The organism is Pseudomonas sp. 8AS, assembly GCF_902506505.1.
Lineage (GTDB): Bacteria > Pseudomonadota > Gammaproteobacteria > Pseudomonadales > Pseudomonadaceae > Aquipseudomonas.
On record NZ_LR733406.1, the window covers coordinates 4,237,823 to 4,257,678 of the forward strand.

The 19,856-nt window shown below is 60.8% G+C and carries 13 protein-coding genes, 1 tRNA gene, 2 rRNA genes and 1 pseudogene (1 of these 17 cut by a window edge); 12 read left to right on the forward strand and 5 right to left on the reverse strand.

The genetic code is table 11. The features are described from left to right. Positions 1-55: 55 nt before the first annotated feature. A complete protein-coding gene (folK, locus tag GV001_RS19865; RefSeq protein ID WP_160083055.1) occupies positions 56-589 on the reverse strand; it encodes a 2-amino-4-hydroxy-6-hydroxymethyldihydropteridine diphosphokinase in 534 nt (177 codons plus the stop codon). Beyond that, complete coding sequence (folB, locus tag GV001_RS19870) at positions 586-939, reverse strand: dihydroneopterin aldolase (RefSeq protein ID WP_160083057.1); 354 nt, start codon at positions 937-939, stop codon at positions 586-588. Before folB ends, folK begins: the two co-directional genes overlap by 4 nt. A gap of 76 nt (positions 940-1,015) precedes the next feature. Between folB and plsY the strand changes: the two genes are divergently transcribed. Beyond that, positions 1,016-1,585, forward strand: coding sequence for a glycerol-3-phosphate 1-O-acyltransferase PlsY (gene plsY / locus GV001_RS19875; RefSeq protein WP_160083059.1), 570 nt, complete (start codon positions 1,016-1,018; stop codon positions 1,583-1,585). A gap of 17 nt (positions 1,586-1,602) precedes the next feature. On the opposite strand, the gene tsaD is transcribed toward plsY, so the two are convergent. Next, a complete protein-coding gene (gene tsaD, locus GV001_RS19880) occupies positions 1,603-2,628 on the reverse strand; it encodes a tRNA (adenosine(37)-N6)-threonylcarbamoyltransferase complex transferase subunit TsaD (RefSeq protein WP_160083061.1) in 1,026 nt (341 codons plus the stop codon). A 202-nt stretch (positions 2,629-2,830) separates the two neighbouring features. Between tsaD and rpsU the strand changes: the two genes are divergently transcribed. From rpsU to GV001_RS19940, 11 genes and pseudogenes are all read left to right on the forward strand, one after another. Beyond that, positions 2,831-3,046: a 30S ribosomal protein S21 gene (rpsU, locus tag GV001_RS19885; protein WP_021702507.1), complete on the forward strand. Its 216-nt coding sequence runs from the start codon at positions 2,831-2,833 to the stop codon at positions 3,044-3,046. Between the two features lie 153 nt (positions 3,047-3,199). Next, the gene (gene dnaG / locus GV001_RS19890; protein ID WP_160083063.1) at positions 3,200-5,176 is read left to right on the forward strand and encodes a DNA primase; all 1,977 of its coding nucleotides are present in this window, start codon (positions 3,200-3,202) and stop codon (positions 5,174-5,176) included. Positions 5,177-5,243: 67 nt separating this feature from the next. After that, positions 5,244-7,088 (forward strand): RNA polymerase sigma factor RpoD, encoded by a 1,845-nt coding sequence (gene rpoD, locus GV001_RS19895; RefSeq protein ID WP_160083065.1) that lies wholly within the window; start codon positions 5,244-5,246, stop codon positions 7,086-7,088. Positions 7,089-7,185: 97 nt separating this feature from the next. Then, on the forward strand, positions 7,186-10,917 hold the full coding sequence (locus tag GV001_RS19900; protein ID WP_160083067.1) for a bifunctional diguanylate cyclase/phosphodiesterase: 3,732 nt from the start codon (positions 7,186-7,188) through the stop codon (positions 10,915-10,917). A gap of 16 nt (positions 10,918-10,933) precedes the next feature. Next, a tRNA-Ile gene (locus tag GV001_RS19905) sits at positions 10,934-11,010 on the forward strand. A 206-nt stretch (positions 11,011-11,216) separates the two neighbouring features. After that, a pseudogene (locus tag GV001_RS20235) lies at positions 11,217-11,516 on the forward strand (PAAR domain-containing protein); the annotation flags it as partial. Positions 11,517-12,540: 1,024 nt separating this feature from the next. Continuing rightward, on the forward strand, positions 12,541-12,936 hold the full coding sequence (locus GV001_RS19920) for a putative Ig domain-containing protein (RefSeq protein WP_160083069.1): 396 nt from the start codon (positions 12,541-12,543) through the stop codon (positions 12,934-12,936). A gap of 165 nt (positions 12,937-13,101) precedes the next feature. Next, complete coding sequence (locus GV001_RS19925) at positions 13,102-14,241, forward strand: Fic family protein (RefSeq protein WP_160083071.1); 1,140 nt, start codon at positions 13,102-13,104, stop codon at positions 14,239-14,241. A gap of 103 nt (positions 14,242-14,344) precedes the next feature. After that, positions 14,345-15,115: a nuclease-related domain-containing protein gene (locus tag GV001_RS19930; protein WP_160083073.1), complete on the forward strand. Its 771-nt coding sequence runs from the start codon at positions 14,345-14,347 to the stop codon at positions 15,113-15,115. A gap of 38 nt (positions 15,116-15,153) precedes the next feature. Next, complete coding sequence (locus tag GV001_RS19935) at positions 15,154-16,074, forward strand: restriction endonuclease (protein ID WP_160083075.1); 921 nt, start codon at positions 15,154-15,156, stop codon at positions 16,072-16,074. Between the two features lie 89 nt (positions 16,075-16,163). Further along, the gene (locus GV001_RS19940) at positions 16,164-17,030 is read left to right on the forward strand and encodes a hypothetical protein (RefSeq protein ID WP_160083077.1); all 867 of its coding nucleotides are present in this window, start codon (positions 16,164-16,166) and stop codon (positions 17,028-17,030) included. 985 nt (positions 17,031-18,015) lie between these two features. Here the strand turns inward: GV001_RS19940 and rrf are convergent. Both rrf and GV001_RS19950 read right to left on the reverse strand, forming a co-directional pair. Next, a 5S ribosomal RNA gene (rrf, locus tag GV001_RS19945) occupies positions 18,016-18,131 on the reverse strand. A gap of 137 nt (positions 18,132-18,268) precedes the next feature. Continuing rightward, positions 18,269-19,856, reverse strand: a 23S ribosomal RNA gene (locus GV001_RS19950) (it continues 1,304 nt past the right edge of the window).

Genomic DNA, 19,856 nt, shown 5'->3' on the forward strand with positions numbered 1-19,856 from the left:
TCGCGCTCAGCGGAGGGCGCCATGCGCACCGGTACGCGGCTTCGTCGATGGCTGCCTAGCGCGGCGCGGGAAAGGCCTGGAGCAGCGCGGGTGGAGTCAGCGCCACGCCGCGCCAGTCGAAGGCGACCGGCCACAGCTGCTGGTCGATCTGCGCATCCTCCCAGAGCCGGGCGAAGGACTGGCCGGTTGCCGGGTGCAACACCTCGGGCACCAGCAGCGCCAGCGGCCAGAGCACGAAGGCATTGCTGAGGATTTCCGGGCGCGGCAGGATCAGCCCATCGAAGTTGCCGACCAGCTCGTCGTACAGCAACACGTCGATATCCAGCGGCAAGCCCTTGCGGTTCGGCGCATAGCGGCCGTTGTCGGCCTCGATGAACTTCAGCCGGCGATCCAGTTCGGTCAGCGGCAGGTCGGTGCGCGCGCTCACCACCAGGTTGAAGAACGGCCCGCTCTTGATCCCCACCGGCGCGCTCTCGAATACCGGCGAGCAGCGCAACTCGTGGAGAAAGCCGTCCAAGGCCTCCAGGCCGGCCTGCAGGTGGCTTTCGCGCTCGAAATTGCTGCCCAGGCCGAGCAAGATGCGGGTCATGGCCGGCTGCGCTCGATTTCCACCCCGACCGCACGGGCCGCCGGATTGGCGCCGGGTTTGGTCACCTTGAGGCGCAGCCAGGGCATGCCGAAGTGCTCCAGCAGGCTGGCGGCCAGACGCTCGGCAAAGGTCTCCACCAGCTGGAACTGCGCGGCGCCGGCAAAGGCCTGCACATGCTGGTTCACCGCGGCGTAATCCAGCGCCAGGGTCAGCTCGTCGGTGGCGGCGGCCGGGCGGATATCCCAGGCGAAGGTCAGGTCCAGGCGCAGGCACTGGCGAATGCCGCGCTCCCAATCGTACGCGCCGATCAGCGTGTCGACTTCCAGGCCCTCGATAAAGACTTTGTCCAAGCACTTAACTCCACAGCACGACAAGGAGTGCGTCCCGCCGCTAGAATCGGGGCTCACTCGCCCCGGAATGGATACCATGTTCTGGCTGCTGGTACTGCTCGCCTACCTGCTCGGCTCGCTGTCCTTCGCCATCCTGCTCAGCCGCCTGAGCGGTGGGCCGGACCCGCGCACCAATGGCTCCGGCAACCCCGGCGCCACCAACATGCTGCGGGTGGCTGGCAAGAAGCTGGCCATCCTCACCCTGCTCGGCGACCTGTTCAAGGGCCTGCTGCCGATCCTGATCGCCGGCCAGCTTGGCTTTGCCATCCAGCAACAGGCCTGGATCGGCCTCGCCGCCGTGGTCGGCCACCTGTACCCGCTGTATTTCCGCTTCAAGGGCGGCAAGGGCGTGGCCACTGCAGCCGGCATGCTGCTCGGCCTGTATCCACCAGCGGCCCTGCTGGCGCTCGCCGCCTGGGCGCTGACGTTCATCCTCACCCGCACCAGCTCGCTCGCCTCGCTGATCGCCACGCCGCTGACCCTGCCGTTGCTGGCCTGGCAGCAACCGGCGGCGCTGTTGCCGATGTGCGCCCTGACCGGGCTGATCGTCTGGCGTCATCGGCGCAATCTACGCGACCTGTTCGCCGGACGCGAACGCCACTTCTAAATTCCCGCGCCGCGGCCTTACAGGGCCGGCAGCTGCTCCATCGGCCAGCGCGCCTGCACGCCGATGGCCGGGCCATCCTGCTGGCCGGCCAGCAGGCGCTGACAGCCGGCATAGGCGATCATCGCGCCGTTGTCGGTGCAGAAGCGCGGCCGGGCGTAGAACACCTGGCCCTTGAACTCGCCGAGCATCTTCTCCAGGGAACGACGCAGCGCCTGGTTGGCGCTGACCCCGCCGGCGATCACCAGGCTGTTCAGGCCGCACTGCTTGAGCGCGCGCCGGCATTTGATGGTCAGGGTGTCCACCACTGCCTGCTGGAAGGCCAGGGCCACGTCGGCGCGGGTCTGCTCGCTGGCATCACCGGCCTCGCGGCACTGCGTCCAGGTGTTCAGGGTGAACGTCTTCAGCCCGCTGAAGCTGAAGTCCAGGCCGGGGCGATCGGTCATCGGCCGCGGAAAGGTGAAGCGCCCCGGCGTACCGATTTCGGCCAGGCGGGCGATCTCCGGGCCGCCAGGATAGGGCAGGCCCATCAGCTTGGCGGTCTTGTCGAAGGCCTCGCCAGCGGCGTCGTCCAGCGACTCGCCGAGCAACTGGTAGCGACCGATGCCGTCGACCCGCACCAGCTGGGTATGCCCGCCGGAAACCAGCAAGGCGACGAACGGAAAGGCAGGCGGCTGCTCTTCCAGCATCGGCGCCAGCAAGTGGCCTTCCATATGGTGCACACCGAGGGCCGGAATGCCCCAAGCAAACGCCAGGGCCTGAGCACAGGAGGCACCGACCAGCAGCGCCCCGACCAGGCCGGGTCCCGCTGTATAGGCGATCGCCTCGATCTGCGAACGCTCTACGCCGGCCTCGGCCAGCACCTCGCGGATCAGCGGCAGCATGCGCTTGACGTGATCGCGCGAGGCCAGTTCCGGCACCACACCGCCAAACACGCGGTGTTGCTCGATCTGGCTGAACAGGGCGTCAGCCAGCAGGCCGCGCTCACTGTCGTACAGGGCGACGCCGGTTTCATCGCAGGAAGTTTCCAAGCCCAGCACCAGCATGGGTTTGCGCCTTTAATAACGGGGGAATTCGAAGGCGCGCATAATAATCGCCGCCCTTCGGGCCGACCAGCGCTTTTCGATCAGAGGCTTTGCATTCTGTGGCGCTTGGCGTTAATATCCGCAGCCCTTGAAAACCGACGTATTCCCGTGCCCTAGCCGGATCGCGTCGTCCATTCGGTAAAACAGTGAAGGTACGACCTGGATGCCAGCCGTCAAAGTTAAAGAGAACGAACCCTTCGACGTAGCTCTGCGTCGCTTCAAGCGCTCCTGCGAAAAGGCCGGTGTATTGGCCGAAGTGCGCAGTCGCGAGTTCTACGAGAAGCCAACCACCGAGCGCAAGCGCAAGGCAGCTGCTGCTGTTAAGCGTCACGCGAAGAAAGTGCAGCGCGAACAGCGCCGCCGCGAGCGCCTGTACTGAGTCATCAGTCACGCCGCAAAGGTTTCCGCATGGCCCGGCTCACGCCGGGCTTTGCATTTTCAGGCTTCACCGCACTCCGCTTCGCCAGCCGGCGAATGATCGGAGTTTTTTCGTTTATGCTCCCGCCTCTGGCACCAGCAAACCGACGACTCCATGGCCGGCCTGATCCCGCAATCCTTCATCGATGACCTGCTCAACCGCACCGACATAGTCGAGGTGGTGAGTTCGCGCATCCAGATCAAGAAGGCCGGCAAGAACTACACGGCCTGCTGCCCGTTCCACAAGGAAAAGACCCCCTCCTTCAGCGTCAGCCCGGACAAGCAGTTCTACTACTGCTTCGGCTGCGGCGCCGGCGGCAACGCGCTCGGCTTCATCATGGACCACGACAACCTGGACTTCCCCCAGGCCATCGAGGAACTGGCCAAGCGCGCCGGCATGGAAATCCCCCGCGAGGAAGGCGGACGGCACAGCAAACCGCGCCAATCCACCGACTCGCCGCTCTACCCGCTGCTAAGCGCCGCCAGCGACTACTACCGCCAGGCCCTTAAGAGCCACCCGACGCGCAAGGCGGCGGTGGACTACCTCAAGGGCCGCGGCCTGTCCGGCGAGATCGCCCGCGACTTCGGCCTCGGCTTCGCCCCGCCGGGCTGGGACAACCTGCTCAAGCACCTGGGCGGCGACAGCCTGCAGCAGAAGGCGATGATCGACGCCGGCCTGCTGATCGAGAACGCCGAAACCGGCAAGCGCTACGACCGCTTCCGCGACCGGGTGATGTTCCCCATCCGCGACAGCCGCGGGCGGATCATCGCCTTCGGCGGCCGGGTACTGGGCGACGACAAGCCCAAGTACCTGAACTCCCCGGAAACTCCGGTGTTCCACAAGGGCCAGGAACTCTACGGCCTGTTTGAAGCGCGCAAGAACAACCGCGACCTCGACGAGATCATGGTGGTCGAGGGCTACATGGACGTCATCGCCCTGGCCCAGCAAGGCCTGCGCAACGCCGTGGCCACCCTCGGCACCGCCACCAGCGAGGAGCACCTCAAGCGCCTGTTCCGCATCGTGCCCAGCGTGCTGTTCTGCTTCGACGGCGACGCCGCCGGACGCAAGGCCGCCTGGCGCGCCCTCGAATCGACCCTGCCGAGCCTGCAGGACGGACGCCGCGCGCGCTTCCTGTTCCTGCCCGAAGGCGAGGACCCGGACAGCCTGGTCCGCAGTGAGGGAACCGACGCCTTCCGCGCCCGCATCAACCAGCACGCCCAGCCGCTGGCCGACTACTTCTTCCAGCAGCTCTGCGAAGAGGCCGACCCGCGCTCCCTGGAAGGCAAGGCCCACCTGGCCACCCTGGCCAGCCCGCTGATCGAGCAGATTCCCGGCAACAACCTGCGCGCCCTGATGCGCATGCGCCTGGGCGAGATCACCGGCCTGCACGCCGACGCCCTGGCGCAGCTGAGCCGCAGCACACCAGCACCGGCGCCCAGCGGCCCGCAGGATCACGCTCCCGCCGCCGACCACTATTACGACGCACAGCCGGAATACGGCGATATCGCCGACTATGCCGACCACATCGAACCTCCCCAGGAAGCCTTCGAGCCGAAGAAAAACTGGAAGAAAGGCGAAGGCAAGCCGTGGAAAAAGGACGGCAACTGGAAAAAAGGCAGCCGCGACGACCAGCCACGCATACCGCGCAAGGCCGTCAGCGTCGAATCGCCCACCCTGACCGCCCTGCGTACCCTGCTGCACCACCCAAACCTGGCGCAAAAGGTCGAGGATGTCAGCCATTTCGCCGCCGAAGACGACACCTATGCCCAGCTGCTGGTCGCCCTGCTCGGCGCCCTGCAGAAGAGCCCGAGCCTGCGCTCGCTGCAGCTGATCGCGCGCTGGCACGGCACCGAACAGGGCCGCCTGCTGCGCGCCCTGGCGGAAAAGGAATGGCTGATTTCCGTCGACAACCTTGAACAACAGTTTTTCGACACTATAACTAGCTTGGTAGCCCGCCAACGCGAGCGCAGCCTGGAACAACTGCTGCGCAAAGCCCGTCAAAGTGAATTGAATACCGAGGAAAAAGAGCAGCTGCGAAACCTGCTCAATCGCAACCATTCGCCCGCTTCCCCGACCTCAACTGGCGCTTGAGGCCTCGAATCGGGTATAATCCTCGGCTTGTTTTTTGCCCGCCAAGACCTTCAATGGATAGGGTGTTATGTCCGGAAAAGCGCAACAGCAATCTCGTTTGAAAGAGTTGATCGCCCGCGGTCGTGAGCAGGGTTACCTGACTTACGCGGAGGTCAACGACCACCTGCCGGAGGATATTTCCGACCCGGAACAGGTGGAAGACATCATCCGCATGATCAACGACATGGGGATCAACGTATTCGAGACTGCCCCGGATGCGGATGCCCTGTTGTTGGCCGAGGCCGACACCGATGAGGCGGCCGTCGAGGAAGCCGCAGCCGCCCTGGCGGCCGTGGAGACCGATATCGGCCGCACCACCGACCCGGTGCGCATGTACATGCGTGAAATGGGCACCGTGGAGCTGCTGACCCGCGAAGGCGAAATCGAAATCGCCAAGCGCATCGAAGAAGGCATCCGCGAAGTCATGAGCGCCATCGCTCACTTCCCGGGCACAGTCGACAGCATCCTCGCCGACTACCAGCGCGTCACCAGCGAAGGTGGCCGCCTGTCCGACATCCTCAGCGGCTACATCGATCCGGACGACGGCAGCCTGCCGGCCGAAGAAGTCCCGGTCGATCTGAAAACCGCCGCGCCGGCCGCCGAAGCCGCCGATGACGAGGAAGAAGAAAGCGACAGCGACGACGAAGAAGAAGGCGATGGCGGTCCGGACCCGGAAGAAGCCCTGCGCCGTTTCACTGCCGTCTCCGAGCAGCTGGAGAAAGCCCGCAAGGCCCTGAAGAAGCATGGCCGCAGCAGCAAGCAGGCAATTGCCGAACTGCTCGCCCTGGCCGAGCTGTTCATGCCGATCAAGCTGGTGCCCAAGCAGTTCGATGCCCTGGTCGAGCGCGTGCGCGGCTCGCTGGAGCAGCTGCGCGCCCAGGAACGCGCCATCATGCAGCTGTGTGTGCGTGATGCGCGCATGCCGCGTGCCGACTTCCTCAAGCTGTTCCCCGGCCACGAAGTCGACGAGAGCTGGGCCGCCGGCCTGGCCAAGGGCAAGGCCAAGTACGCCGAGGCCATCGGCAACCTGCAGGCCGACATTCTGCGCTGCCAGCAGAAGCTGATCGCCCTGCAGAACGACACCAGCCTGACCATCGCCGAAATCAAGGACATCAACCGCCGCATGTCCATCGGCGAGGCCAAGGCCCGTCGGGCGAAGAAAGAGATGGTCGAGGCCAACCTGCGCCTGGTTATCTCCATCGCCAAGAAATACACCAACCGCGGCCTGCAGTTCCTCGACCTGATCCAGGAAGGCAACATCGGCCTGATGAAGGCGGTGGACAAGTTCGAATACCGCCGCGGCTACAAGTTCTCGACCTACGCCACCTGGTGGATCCGCCAGGCGATCACCCGCTCGATCGCCGACCAGGCGCGCACCATCCGCATTCCGGTGCACATGATCGAGACGATCAACAAGCTCAACCGTATCTCCCGCCAGATGCTGCAGGAGATGGGGCGCGAACCGACCCCGGAAGAGCTGGGCGAGCGCATGGAAATGCCCGAGGACAAGATCCGCAAGGTACTGAAGATCGCCAAAGAGCCGATCTCCATGGAAACCCCGATCGGCGACGACGAGGACTCGCACCTGGGCGACTTCATCGAGGACAGCACCATGCAGTCCCCGATTGACGTAGCCACGGTGGAAAGCCTCAAGGAAGCTACCCGCGAAGTGCTGGCCGGCCTCACCGCCCGTGAAGCCAAGGTCCTGCGCATGCGCTTCGGCATCGACATGAATACCGACCACACCCTCGAGGAAGTCGGCAAGCAGTTCGATGTGACCCGCGAGCGGATCCGCCAGATCGAAGCCAAGGCGCTGCGCAAGCTGCGCCACCCGACGCGAAGCGAGCACCTGCGCTCCTTCCTCGACGAGTAAAAGCACAACCCCCGGCCCAAACCGGGGGTTTTGTTTTCTGTCCCATGCCACGCCCGGCTACACTGCACCAATATCCCTTGCTGCGGAAACCGCCTGCATGTCGCGTTGGCTGGCCATTCTCCTGTTGTGTCTGGCGTACTGGGCAAGCCCGGCGCACGCGCTCACCCTCAGCGCAACCGAGCAAGCCTGGCTGGCCGAACACCCGCAACTGCGCCTCGGCGTCGACGCCTCCTGGCCGCCCTTCGAGTTCCGCGACGAGCAGGGCCACTACCAGGGCCTCAGCGCCAGCTATGTGGCCTTGATCGAAGAACGCCTGGAGATCGACCTGGTGCCGGTCGAACCACGCAGCTGGAGCGAACTGCTGAACAGCGCCAAGAGCGGCCAGCTCGACCTGCTGCCAGGCGTGATGGCAACCCCGGAGCGCCAGCGCGACCTGGCCTTCACCCGCCCCTACCTCGACTTCCCGATCGTCATCATCGCCCACGCCGACGGTGCCCAGCCGCACACGCTGCAGCAGCTGTACGGCCTGAAAGTCGCGGTGGTCAAGGACTACGCCCCCCACGAGCTGCTGCGCAGCCGCCATCCGGACCTCAACCTGCTGCCGCTGGCCAGCGTTAGCGCCGCCCTGCAAGCGGTCGCCACTGGCCAGGCCGACGCCCTGGTCGGCGACCTCGCCTCCAGCGTCTGGAGCATGCGCCAGCTCAAGCTCGAAGGCCTCTACGTCAGCGGCGAGACGCCCTATCGCTACCAGCTGGCAATGGCCACACCGCATAGCCAGGCGGTGCTGATCGGCATTCTCGACAAGCTGTTCGCCGAACTCAGCGCCAAGGAAATCGAAGCCCTGCAGGAGCCCTGGATCGGCGGCGTGCTGGACCACCGGCAGTTCTGGCAGCAGGCCCTGATCTATGGCCTGCCGGCGCTGCTGGCCGCGGCCCTGATCCTCACCACCCTGCTGCGCATCAACCGACGCCTGAGCCAGGAGATCCGCGGGCGCCACGCGCTCGAACTGCAGCTGCGCAACAGTGCCCAGCACTACCGCGGCCTGGTCGAAAGCCTCAACGCGATCGCCTGGGAAATGCGCCTGGACGACTACTGTTTCACCTACGTTTCCCCGCACGCCGAACGCCTGCTCGGCTACCCGCTGAACGACTGGCTGGAGCCGGGCTTCTGGCAGCGCACGCTGCACCCGGACGACGCCGAGTCCGCCCTCAACTACTGCGTCAGTGAGAGCCTGGCAGGCCGCGCCCACAGCCTCGACTACCGCATGCTGGCGGCCGACGGCCGGGTCGTGTGGATCCGCGATATCGTCACGCCGATCCAGCAGGACGGCAAACAGATCCTGCGCGGCCTGATGATCGACATCAGCGACACCAAGCAAGCCGAACAGGCACGCCAGCTGTCCGAACAGAAGTTCACCTCGGTATTCCACAACTGCCCGGACATCCTAGTGATCACCCGGCGCAGCGACGGCGTGCTGCTGGAGGTCAACCAGACCTTCGAGCAGGAGTTCGGCATTGCCGCCGCCCAGGCCGTCGGCAAGACCGCCACCGAGCTGGATATCTGGGGCCTGCCCGGCATCGGCCCACAGCTGCTCGCTCGCCTGCAGGGCGAGGCGCTGAGCAACCTCGAGATGCCGTTCCGGCGCGGCAACGGCGAACTGTTCAGCGGCCTGATCTCGGCCCAGCCGGTGTTTATCGACGGCAACCAGGCGCTGATCGTCGCAGTGCGCAACATCACCGAACTGAAGCGCACCCAGCAGCAACTGAAGATTTCCGAGGAGAAGTTCGCCAAGGCCTTCCACGCCTCGCCGGACGGCCTGCTGATCACCCGCCTGGAGGATGGCCGCATACTGGAAGCCAACGAGGGTTTCAGCCGCATCACCGGCTACGAGGGCCAGCAGGCCATCGGCCAATCCACCCTGCAGCTCGACCTGTGGAGCAACCCGCAGGATCGCCTGCAAATGATCGAACAGCTGAGCCAGCATGGCCAGGCGCGCAAGCCGTTCGCCTGGATCCGCAACCGGAACGGGCAACTGCGCCTCACCGAGCTGTCGGCACAGCTGATCATGGTCGACGAGGAGCAATGCATCCTCACCATCGCCCGCGACATCACCGAACACCAGCAAATGCAGGAACGCCTGCACCAGGCCGCCACCGTGTTCGAAAACACCGCCGAAGGGGTAATGATCACCGACACCGATCAGCGCATCACTGCGGTCAATCGCGCCTTCAGCGAGATCACCGGCTACAGCGAGGCGGAGGCCCTCGGCCAGTCACCGCGCCTGCTGTCCTCCGGCCAGCACGACAGCGCCTTCTATGCCGCCATGTGGCACCAGCTCTCCGCCGTCGGCCACTGGCAAGGGGAGATCTGGAACAAGCGCAAGAACGGCGAGCTGTTCCCGGAATGGCTGACCATCAGCGCAGTGCGCAATGCCGACGGCGTCATCACCCATTTCGTCGCCGTATTCGCCGACATCAGTACCCTCAAGCAGGCCCAGGCGCGCCTCGACCACCAGGCCCACCACGACCCGCTGACCGGCTTGCCCAACCGTCTGCTGTTCGAGAGCCGGCTGAATGCCGCGCTCAACGATGCGCGCTCGGACAACCAGCAGGGCGCCGTGGTCTTCCTCGACCTCGACCGTTTCAAGCACATCAACGACAGCCTCGGCCACCCGGTCGGCGACGCCCTGCTGAAGAGCATCGCCCAGCGCCTGCGCGAACAGCTGCGTGACGTCGACACCGTGGCACGCCTGGGCGGCGACGAGTTCATCGTCCTGCTCCCCGGCCTGCACCAGCAACGGGATGCCGAACGCGTCGCGACCAAGCTGCTGACCTGCTTCAATGCGCCGTTCCAGGTCGACAACCACGAGTTTTTCATCAGCGCCAGCATCGGCATCAGCCTGTTCCCGGAAGACGGTAGCGACGTCGCCACCCTGGTGAAGAATGCCGACGCGGCCATGTACAGCTCCAAGGCCAAGGGGCGCAACCGCATCGAGTTCTACACCCGCAGCCTGACCTTCCAGGCCACTGAACGCATGACCCTGGAACACGAACTGCGCCGCGCCATCGAACGTGACGAGCTGAGCTTGCACTACCAGCCCAAGATGAGCCTGAGCAGCGGCCGCCTGATTGGTGCCGAGGCACTGATCCGCTGGAGCCACCCGGTGTTCGGCGAGATCCCGCCGGACCGCTTCATCCCCCTGGCCGAAGAGAACGGCATGATCCTCCAGCTCGGCGACTGGGTCCTGCAGGAAGCCTGCCGGCAGATGCGTGCCTGGCAGGACAGCCATGCGCCCTTCGGCCCGCTGTCGGTCAACCTCTCCGGCAGCCAGCTGCGCCAACCGCAACTGGCTGCGCGCATCGCCGACACCCTGCGCGACTACGGCCTGCACGCCAGCCGCCTGCAACTGGAAATCACCGAAGGCTTCATCATGACCCAGGCCGAAGAGGCCCTGGGCATCCTCCACGAACTCAAGGCCCTCGGCCTGCAGCTGGCGATCGACGACTTCGGCACCGGCTACTCCTCGCTCAGCTACCTCAAGCGCCTGCCGCTGGACATCCTGAAGATCGACAAATCCTTCGTCCGCGGCCTGCCCGGCGACCCCGACGATGCCGCCATCACCCGCGCCATCATCGCCCTCGGCCGCAGCCTGCAGATGACCGTGATCGCCGAAGGGGTGGAAACCAAGGCCCAGGAGATCTTCCTCAGCAGCGAAGGCTGCGAGCAGATCCAGGGCTACGTGGTCAGCCGGCCGCTCTCGGCGGAGTCCTTCGCCAGCAACTTCCTTGGCCCCTTATCGATTGGCAGCAGCGAAAGGGCGCCGGTATAATCCGCCCGCCTTCTGGGGGCCTATAGCTCAGTTGGTTAGAGCAGAGGACTCATAATCCTTTGGTCCACGGTTCGAGTCCGTGTGGGCCCACCACCTTTAAAGCCGCGCACTGCGCGGCTTTTCGCTTTCTACGGTTGTGGCATCTGGGTCAGTCCTATGGTCCAAAGGTACAAATCGGTACAGTGCGACCTCTGGTCTTCAGGCGAACAGTGATCCCTCGCTCAGTTCGGCAAAAGCAGCAGGAGCGAGGCGAGCAACACGCGTAGGATCGGCCCTTGCGTCATCAAGGGAGATTCACCATGAGCGGAAAACCGGCGGCTCGCCAAACTGACCCCACCTCTTGCCCAGTGCCTGGGCATGGCACAAACCCCATCGCAACGGGTTCCCCGAACGTCTTCTTCGATAACCTGCCGGCTGCACGGATGAGCGATACGTCAGCCTGCGGCAGCCCGATAGTGGGCGCTGTAGCAAGTACTGTACTGATCAACGGCCTGCCAGCCGCGACACTTGGAAGTACGGGCGGTCATGGCAACGTGATCATCGGCGGCTCAGGCAGCGTGATCATCGGTGACTCTCCAGTAACCGCACCTTTCACCGCGCCAACCCCATTGGCGCTGACAGCAGCCGCAGTTCCAGTTGCAGCGCCAACGAGCCAGCCACTAGCTACGCCCCCTGCGGTGCAACCCACACAACCAGCTGCTCCCATGGACCAGCCTGCACCGGCGATTGATCGAGCTGCCGCTGCCGAAAAGATCCTGGACGACTTAGAGTGCTCAATCACCAAGGAGCGTGTTTTCAACGATCGTGACTACCCGATGGGAAGCCCAGGTGACCCGTTCGAGAAACAGCAGATTATTGAGCAACTTCGTGTGCGAGTTGCACGCGCACACGGCAGGTCGACTACCAGTCAGATACGCCTCCCTGCCTACCCAGATCAGGATCGGACATCCTTGTGTGGCCCCGCAGCATTCTTCTATGCGCTGCTGATGGACAGACCTGACTTGTATACCCGGTCCATCATAGAGCTCTGGGAGAAAGGGGAAACGACAATTGGCCGCCTGCACATCAAGCCCAGTCATGCCTGCTGCAACCCTAAGGATTTTAGTAAGTCGGCACCGGGCGACCGTATTCCTCCAATAGACTGGATATCCCTGGCAAGTCTGCGCGATAGTGAGAACGAGTTATTAAGCTATGACTCGCCGGATGATAAAGCCGCAGGAATTACCTTTCCTGGCGCCCTTGAGTCGTTGTTCGTAAAAGCCGGTGCATCTGTTGTATTCGACAATGTCCAGCTTGGCAGCATCAGCATTGATCGCTTACTCGAACTACTTGGTTTCGTAAGCTCTACGCACCACGTTGTGTCGCTCGTGAATGCGGCCATGGTTGATGCGGCGGGGGTGTCGGGAAAAACCACTGGATTGTGTGGAAGGGTACTCCAGAAACATCAGATGGTGTCATCACACCTGCCACACCGCCGGAACAGGAAATCACCCATTCCGACTTTTTCTCATGGGGCATGGTAGGGCACCTAACAACCCCCGGTTACACGCTAGATCAGTTGCTCGACAATATCTTTGGCGGCCGGGTGTTCACCCACATTCCGTAAGGCATAAGGAAATGCGTATGCGATTGAGCTTCTTCGCCATCTGCGGATTGGTGCTGATGCTTTCTGGCTGTGAGGTTTTAATGCTTGGCAATGTTCTCGTCGGCTGCGCCGCCAGGCCAGAGCCAAAGTTAATGCCAATGGAGCTTCCAGCTGCCAGAGTTGGGCAGCCATACAGCGTAAGGCTTGATGTAGTCGACGCAAGCACTCCCGTCAGCAAACTGCTAGTGGCTCCAGCTCAACCCCTGCCTGAAGGTTTGGAGTTGAGCCATGAGACAAGAGACAAGCACGGCATCATTCAAGGCACCCCCTCCAAGGCCGGCACTTATGACGTGCTGATATACGGGAACACCTTCGGTACCCAATGCACGGGGCAAGATGTGGAACGGCTCTATCAGCTCGAAGTGACAAACTAGCGGCCAGTGTCTGGAAAGCCGGAGACGATTCAACCCGGCCAGGCGGCCGCTCAGCCAGGCCCCCCAGCTCGGGGATTAGACAGTGAGCCGAATAGCCGGCATTATCGGCTCACCGCATGAGCCGAATAATCTCGCTAATCGGCTCACAGACGAGCAGCCCCCCCCATGAACGACCCGCTCTGGATCTGGCAGCAGCCCAACTGGCCGTATTTCAGCTGGCAAGCTGATGCACTTGCCCCGCTGCTGCGCGCGTGCAGCCAGGCGCAGGGCCGCTTGCTCGGGATGCTCGGTGCCGTAGGCAGTGACACCGAAGCGCAGAGCAGCCTGGATGCCCTGCTGCAGAACATCATCACCTCATCCGCCATCGAGGGTGAGCAGCTGAATGTCGGCTCCGTGCGCTCGTCGCTGGCGCGGCGCCTGGGGCTGAATGAAGAAGGCCGTACCACCTCTCGATCCGAAGGCCTGGCGGAACTACTGCTCGATGCCACCCGCGCCTATCAGCAACCGCTTGATCTGCAGCGGCTGTTCACCTGGCATGGCTGGCTGTTCCCCAGCGATGACAACCTGCTGGCCCGCCCGCTACGCATCGGCATGCTGCGCGGCGAAGAGCCTATGCAGGTAGTTTCCGGCAGACTCGACCGCCCTACCGTGCATTTCGAAGCGCCACCGCGCGCCGGACTGGAAGCGCAACTAGGCGACTTCCTCGCCTGGTTCGAGAGCAGCCGCAGCGATGCCGGCCTCGACCCGTTTCTGCGTGCCGGCATTGCGCACTTCTGGTTCGTTACCCTGCACCCCTTCGATGACGGCAACGGTCGCCTCACGCGCGCCATCACCGACCTGGCACTGGCTCAGGGCGAACAGCAGGCCATCCGCTTTTACGCCATGTCGGCGAGCATCCTCGACGACCGCGCCGGCTATTACCGCATCCTGGAAGCCAGCCAGAAGGGCACGCTGGATATCACCGCCTGGCTGCAATGGTTCCTCGCCACACTGCTCAAGAGCCTGGAGCAGGCCCTTGCTCGTATCGACCGAGTGCTGGTCAAGGCACGCTTCTGGCAGGCTCACCGCAGCCAAGCCTTGTCTGCCGAGCAGATCAAAGTGCTTAACCGCCTGCTTGATGGCGGTGAGCGAGGTTTCGAGAACGGCATCAGCGCCGCCCAATACCAGGCCGTAGCCAAGGTCTCGAAAGCCACCGCCACGCGTCATCTGAGCGATCTTGTCGAGAAGGGCTGCCTTGCCCGGCTGCCCGGCGGCGGGCGCAGCACGCGCTACCAGATACAGCACTCGGCAAACGCTCAAGGCTGACCCCGCAGCGACCAAGCAGCGCACCGGACGCGCCGTAATGGTGTAGTGCCATTACGCCAGGTTTCGGTACTATCCGGTTAATTCTGGATTGCTAGGACAGGAAATGGACTTCACTCCGATCATCGCGCAGGTCTGGGGCACGCTGGGCTGGTTTATCCCGCTGATGCTGCTGATCAGCCTGCTCAAATCGCCTTGGGCCAAGGGTCATATTGGCGAACTCCTGGTGCGGCTCTTCGCCCATTGGCAGTTGGACAAGCAGACCTACCGCCGCCTGCTCAATGTCACCCTGAACACGCCGGACGGCACCACGCAGATCGACCACGTTTTCCTCTCGCCCTACGGCATCTTCGTGCTGGAAACGAAGAACATGAGCGGCTGGATCTTCGGCAGCGAGAAACAGGCGCAGTGGACGCAGCAGATCTACAAGCAGCGCTTCAAATTCCAGAACCCGCTGCGGCAGAACTACAAGCACCTCAAAGCCCTGGAAGCCACCCTTGGCGTCAGCCCCGAGCACCTGCACTCGGTCATCACCTTCGTCGGCGGCAGCACCTTCAAAACCAAAGTGCCGGCCAACGTGACCCAGGGCATCGGTTTTATCCGCTACATCAAGTCATTCCAGCGGCCGGTCTTCAGCGAGGCTGATGTCGACGCCATGCTGCAAGCCCTGCTAACCGGCCGCCGCGCGCCAACCCTCGCCACCCACCGCGAGCACGTGCAAAACCTCAAACGCCGTAGCGATCCGACAGCCGAACGGCAATGCCCGAAATGCGGCAGCGCACTGCTGATCCGCACCGTGAAATCAGGGGCGAAAGCAGGGCAGCAGTTTTGGGGATGCTCGGCTTTCCCCAAGTGCCGAACCATGCAAAGCCTTTAACACACGGCCGTAACATCAATCCTGCGTTTGGAGTCGCAATGTCCGTCCCAACCTACGACCAGTTCATTGAGCCGATCCTGCGCTACCTGGCCGCAACGCCCGAAGGCGCGGCCGCACGTGATGCCCATGAAGCCGCTGCGGATGCACTGAATCTTTCGGAAGCACAGCGCCAAGAGCTGATTGCCAGCGGCCAAGCCACATACAAAAACCGTGCGGGCTGGGCCCATGACCGCCTCAAGCGCGCCGGCCTGTCCAGCAGCGCCAAGCGTGGGTACTGGAAGCTGACTGACGCAGGCATTACCTATGCCGCCCAGCACCCCAGCCCTCTGCCTCCGGAGAAGGTCGAACAGCTCGCCATCGGATTTATGGACGTGAAACTCAAGAGCCCGACCGACGCTATCCCGCTCGATGCACAAGAGCAGCCTGCTTCGGCGCTCAGCTCAGCCACTGTCAGCCCTGACGACCGCCTGGAACAGGCTCTACGTGAGCTACGCGAGGCAACGGCTGCAGACCTGCTGGATAACCTGCTGCAAGTTAGCCCTAACCGTTTTGAAGTCATCGTGTTGGATGTGCTGCACAGCCTTGGCTACGGAGCTAGCCGCAACGATCTGCAGCGTGTTGGAGGCAGCGGCGATGGTGGTATCGACGGGGTGATTTCACTCGACAAACTCGGCTTGGAGAAGGTCTACGTCCAAGCCAAACGCTGGCAAGGCACTGTTGGGCGGCCAGAGCTGCAAGCCTTCTATGGCGCTCTTGCAGGCCAGAAAGCCAAGCGAGGGGTGTTTATCACCACCTCAGGATTCACCGCCCAGGCAATCGACTTTTCCCGCTCCGTAGAAGGCATGGTGCTAGTAGACGGCAGTCGGCTGGTAAATCTGATGATGGATCATGAAGTCGGCGTAACGTCGCGGCTACTAAAATTGCCGAAGCTGGATAGCGACTACTTCGATGAAGAATAACTGGGCGGATAATTAATTCCTCCCGTCCTCTGCGGACTTTTTACACCGCAGCTGGCCATTTCTGCATATTCTCTAGGGAGCAGTTAGGAATGCACGAGACGCTGAAAATAAAAATTGACTTTGCTGATGAACGACAGAGGCCAGCGGAAATATTCCAAGCCATGAGTAGCTACATCGAAGCCTACCAAGCAATCGGTCAAGTCATGGCAAGCAGTCTCGGGGACAGAGAGGAATTTGCACTACGATTAGAGAAAGTCGAGGCGGGATCTGTAGCCAGTGTACTAAGAGCAGTTCCTGGACTATTGAGAGACTGGATCGAAACTGCCATTTTCGAGTCAAGCATTAAACTAGCCGAGGATCTATCTGAAATTGAAAGCACCAGCACAGAAGAAGAAGTAGATCAACTCGCATCGAAGCTTGAAACTGAGCTAGCAAAATCTGAAACAGGCCAAATGATTGACCCCAAAATTGATCGCAAAGCTTTTGCACATGCACTGAGCAAACTCTCAGAAGCCAACAAAAGACTCCTACCAGAAGAAAGCGCTTCTGCGACCTTTATTGAAAGTGATAAAGTTACCAAGATAAATACCCACTGGCGCTTCAATGCGAACCCCAAAGATATGTTTCTTGGAAGTACGGAGTTGAAGAACTGTACGGACAAGCTCTACGTTAGAGCACCAATCAATATAGGAAAAGGCGCCTGGTCCATGTTGAGCGCCAGCACAAACAGCCGATTCAACGCACGAATCGTCGATACAGCCTGGCTTGATGAATATCAAGGTGGATTAATACCAGCCATCGGCCCAAAAGACGTTATGGAGGCAGAGTTAGTTCTTGAAATTTACACGCCTCCCCCTGGAAAAGGGAAAGCCTTTATTTCAAGCGCAAAAATTTTGCGGGTCATACAAGTCCATCGAGATGTTGGGTTAAAGCATGAAATCAACCCCCTCTTATAAAAAACGAAAATCCATGCTAGCGGAGCTAGCATCGGAGTATGTATTCATCGTCACCCCTTTTGTATTTTTAGTGGCGATCAAACTCTACGCATACTCTTGGCCGGAAATAATCTTAGCACCAGACTGGTCACTAGTTTCCTGCATAATATTTGGGCAAATCTCTGTAAGAATGTCTAGATCGGCAATTAAGTATCAGCACGCTGACAGTAGACAATTTGGCCTATATTCAGCCAAAAGATTCTTCTTGGTCGCAGTATCGTTGCTGTTTTACTTTGGAATGGTCGCACAGCCCACTCTTTATCTTGGATGGTGTCAGATTGGACTATTCGCGCTAGCTAGCTTTTTCCATTTCAAGGATGGCCTAACCGCCAGGATTCTTGAAGAAAAAATAAACCAATAACGCGCTCTACAATTCAATAAATTAACCTGATAGATTCGATATAACGCTTTTTCTTGAGGAGCACTGGAAAGCAAAACCTGACCGTTCCGCGGTACAAAAAACAGTACACTGGCGGTACAGTGCCCAGCTTCTACTCATTTCGCTCAATTACGCTTAACCCGCTCTACGACGCCGCTTTCAGCTAACTGTACCTGCGCCAAGCTACGCACGATTTCACTGGGCTTGCAGCGTTTCTGGGCAACTCATAATCCTTTGGTCCACGGTTCGAGTCCGTGTGGGCCCACCAAATGAAACAAAGAGTTAGGCCAGCCATCGTGCTGGCCTTTTTCTTTTCTGGCCTCGAAAAATATTATTGGTCACCGTATTGGTCACCACTTCGATAAGCCCGCTGGCTTTCGTGTCGGCTATTAGCTCGCACGCTGTTTATCCCCCAGAACGGCAGGCTCCAGTCGGCCTATTCCGTTGAAAAACTCGCCTCGCAATTGAGCGCCGTTCGACCTGGCGCCAGGTTGCTCTGGGCGAGTAGTGATTTCTCAGGATATCGATCTGGATTTCTGAAGGCGAAAGCCCCTGTTTCGGATAGGAGCTTGACGATGACCTACTCTCACATGGGGAAGCCCCACACTACCATCGGCGATGCGTCGTTTCACTACTGAGTTCGGGATGGGATCAGGTGGTTCCAACGCTCTATGGTCGTCAAGCAATTCGGTTGGGGACTCGGTGTTTAGTCGCTTCCCCGAATGGGTATGTGATATCAGTTGGTAGTGCGTGTTCAGGCAAATTTTCGGTTTGTCGACTTCTGTCGAGCCACACAAACAGCAAATTGTTTGGGTGTTATATGGTCAAGCCTCACGGGCAATTAGTATTGGTTAGCTCAACGCCTCACAGCGCTTACACACCCAACCTATCAACGTCGTAGTCTTCGACGGCCCTTTAGGGAGCTCAAGGCTCCAGTGAGATCTCATCTTGAGGCAAGTTTCCCGCTTAGATGCTTTCAGCGGTTATCTTTTCCGAACATAGCTACCCGGCAATGCCACTGGCGTGACAACCGGAACACCAGAGGTTCGTCCACTCCGGTCCTCTCGTACTAGGAGCAGCCCCTCTCAAATCTCAAACGTCCACGGCAGATAGGGACCGAACTGTCTCACGACGTTCTAAACCCAGCTCGCGTACCACTTTAAATGGCGAACAGCCATACCCTTGGGACCGGCTTCAGCCCCAGGATGTGATGAGCCGACATCGAGGTGCCAAACACCGCCGTCGATATGAACTCTTGGGCGGTATCAGCCTGTTATCCCCGGAGTACCTTTTATCCGTTGAGCGATGGCCCTTCCATACAGAACCACCGGATCACTAAGACCTACTTTCGTACCTGCTCGACGTGTCTGTCTCGCAGTCAAGCGCGCTTTTGCCTTTATACTCTACGACCGATTTCCGACCGGTCTGAGCGCACCTTCGTACTCCTCCGTTACTCTTTAGGAGGAGACCGCCCCAGTCAAACTACCCACCATACACTGTCCTCGATCCGGATAACGGACCAGAGTTAGAACCTCAAAGTTGCCAGGGTGGTATTTCAAGGTCGGCTCCACGCAGACTGGCGTCCACGCTTCAAAGCCTCCCACCTATCCTACACAAGCAAATTCAAAGTCCAGTGCAAAGCTATAGTAAAGGTTCACGGGGTCTTTCCGTCTAGCCGCGGATACACTGCATCTTCACAGCGATTTCAATTTCACTGAGTCTCGGGTGGAGACAGCGCCGCCATCGTTACGCCATTCGTGCAGGTCGGAACTTACCCGACAAGGAATTTCGCTACCTTAGGACCGTTATAGTTACGGCCGCCGTTTACCGGGGCTTCGATCAAGAGCTTCGCTTGCGCTAACCCCATCAATTAACCTTCCGGCACCGGGCAGGCGTCACACCCTATACGTCCACTTTCGTGTTTGCAGAGTGCTGTGTTTTTAATAAACAGTCGCAGCGGCCTGGTATCTTCGACCGGCATGGGCTTACGTAGTAAATACTTCACCCTCACCGGCGCACCTTCTCCCGAAGTTACGGTGCCATTTTGCCTAGTTCCTTCACCCGAGTTCTCTCAAGCGCCTTGGTATTCTCTACCCAACCACCTGTGTCGGTTTGGGGTACGGTTCCTAGTTACCTGAAGCTTAGAGGCTTTTCCTGGAAGCATGGCATCAACCACTTCGCTTTCTAAAAGAAAGCTCGTCATCAGCTCTCGGCATTAAGACCCCGGATTTACCTAAGATCTCTGCCTACCACCTTAAACACGGACAACCAACGCCGTGCTGGCCTAGCCTTCTCCGTCCCCCCATCGCAGTAACTAGAAGTACAGGAATATTAACCTGTTTCCCATCGACTACGCATTTCTGCCTCGCCTTAGGGACCGACTAACCCTGCGTCGATTAACGTTGCGC

Excerpts from the sequence above, each read along its gene's own strand:
- GV001_RS19935 (WP_160083075.1), top strand. The coding sequence starts at position 15,154 with ATGTCCGTCCCAACCTACGACCAGTTCATTGAGCCGATCCTGCGCTAC.
- dnaG (WP_160083063.1), top strand. The coding sequence starts at position 3,200 with ATGGCCGGCCTGATCCCGCAATCCTTCATCGATGACCTGCTCAACCGC.
- GV001_RS19930 (WP_160083073.1), top strand. The coding sequence starts at position 14,345 with ATGGACTTCACTCCGATCATCGCGCAGGTCTGGGGCACGCTGGGCTGG.
- plsY (WP_160083059.1), top strand. The coding sequence starts at position 1,016 with ATGTTCTGGCTGCTGGTACTGCTCGCCTACCTGCTCGGCTCGCTGTCC.
- GV001_RS19920 (WP_160083069.1), top strand. The coding sequence starts at position 12,541 with ATGCGATTGAGCTTCTTCGCCATCTGCGGATTGGTGCTGATGCTTTCT.
- rpsU (WP_021702507.1), top strand. The coding sequence starts at position 2,831 with ATGCCAGCCGTCAAAGTTAAAGAGAACGAACCCTTCGACGTAGCTCTG.
- GV001_RS19900 (WP_160083067.1), top strand. The coding sequence starts at position 7,186 with ATGTCGCGTTGGCTGGCCATTCTCCTGTTGTGTCTGGCGTACTGGGCA.
- tsaD (WP_160083061.1), bottom strand. The coding sequence starts at position 2,628 with ATGCTGGTGCTGGGCTTGGAAACTTCCTGCGATGAAACCGGCGTCGCC.
- GV001_RS19940 (WP_160083077.1), top strand. The coding sequence starts at position 16,164 with ATGCACGAGACGCTGAAAATAAAAATTGACTTTGCTGATGAACGACAG.
- folK (WP_160083055.1), bottom strand. The coding sequence starts at position 589 with ATGACCCGCATCTTGCTCGGCCTGGGCAGCAATTTCGAGCGCGAAAGC.
- rpoD (WP_160083065.1), top strand. The coding sequence starts at position 5,244 with ATGTCCGGAAAAGCGCAACAGCAATCTCGTTTGAAAGAGTTGATCGCC.
- GV001_RS19925 (WP_160083071.1), top strand. The coding sequence starts at position 13,102 with ATGAACGACCCGCTCTGGATCTGGCAGCAGCCCAACTGGCCGTATTTC.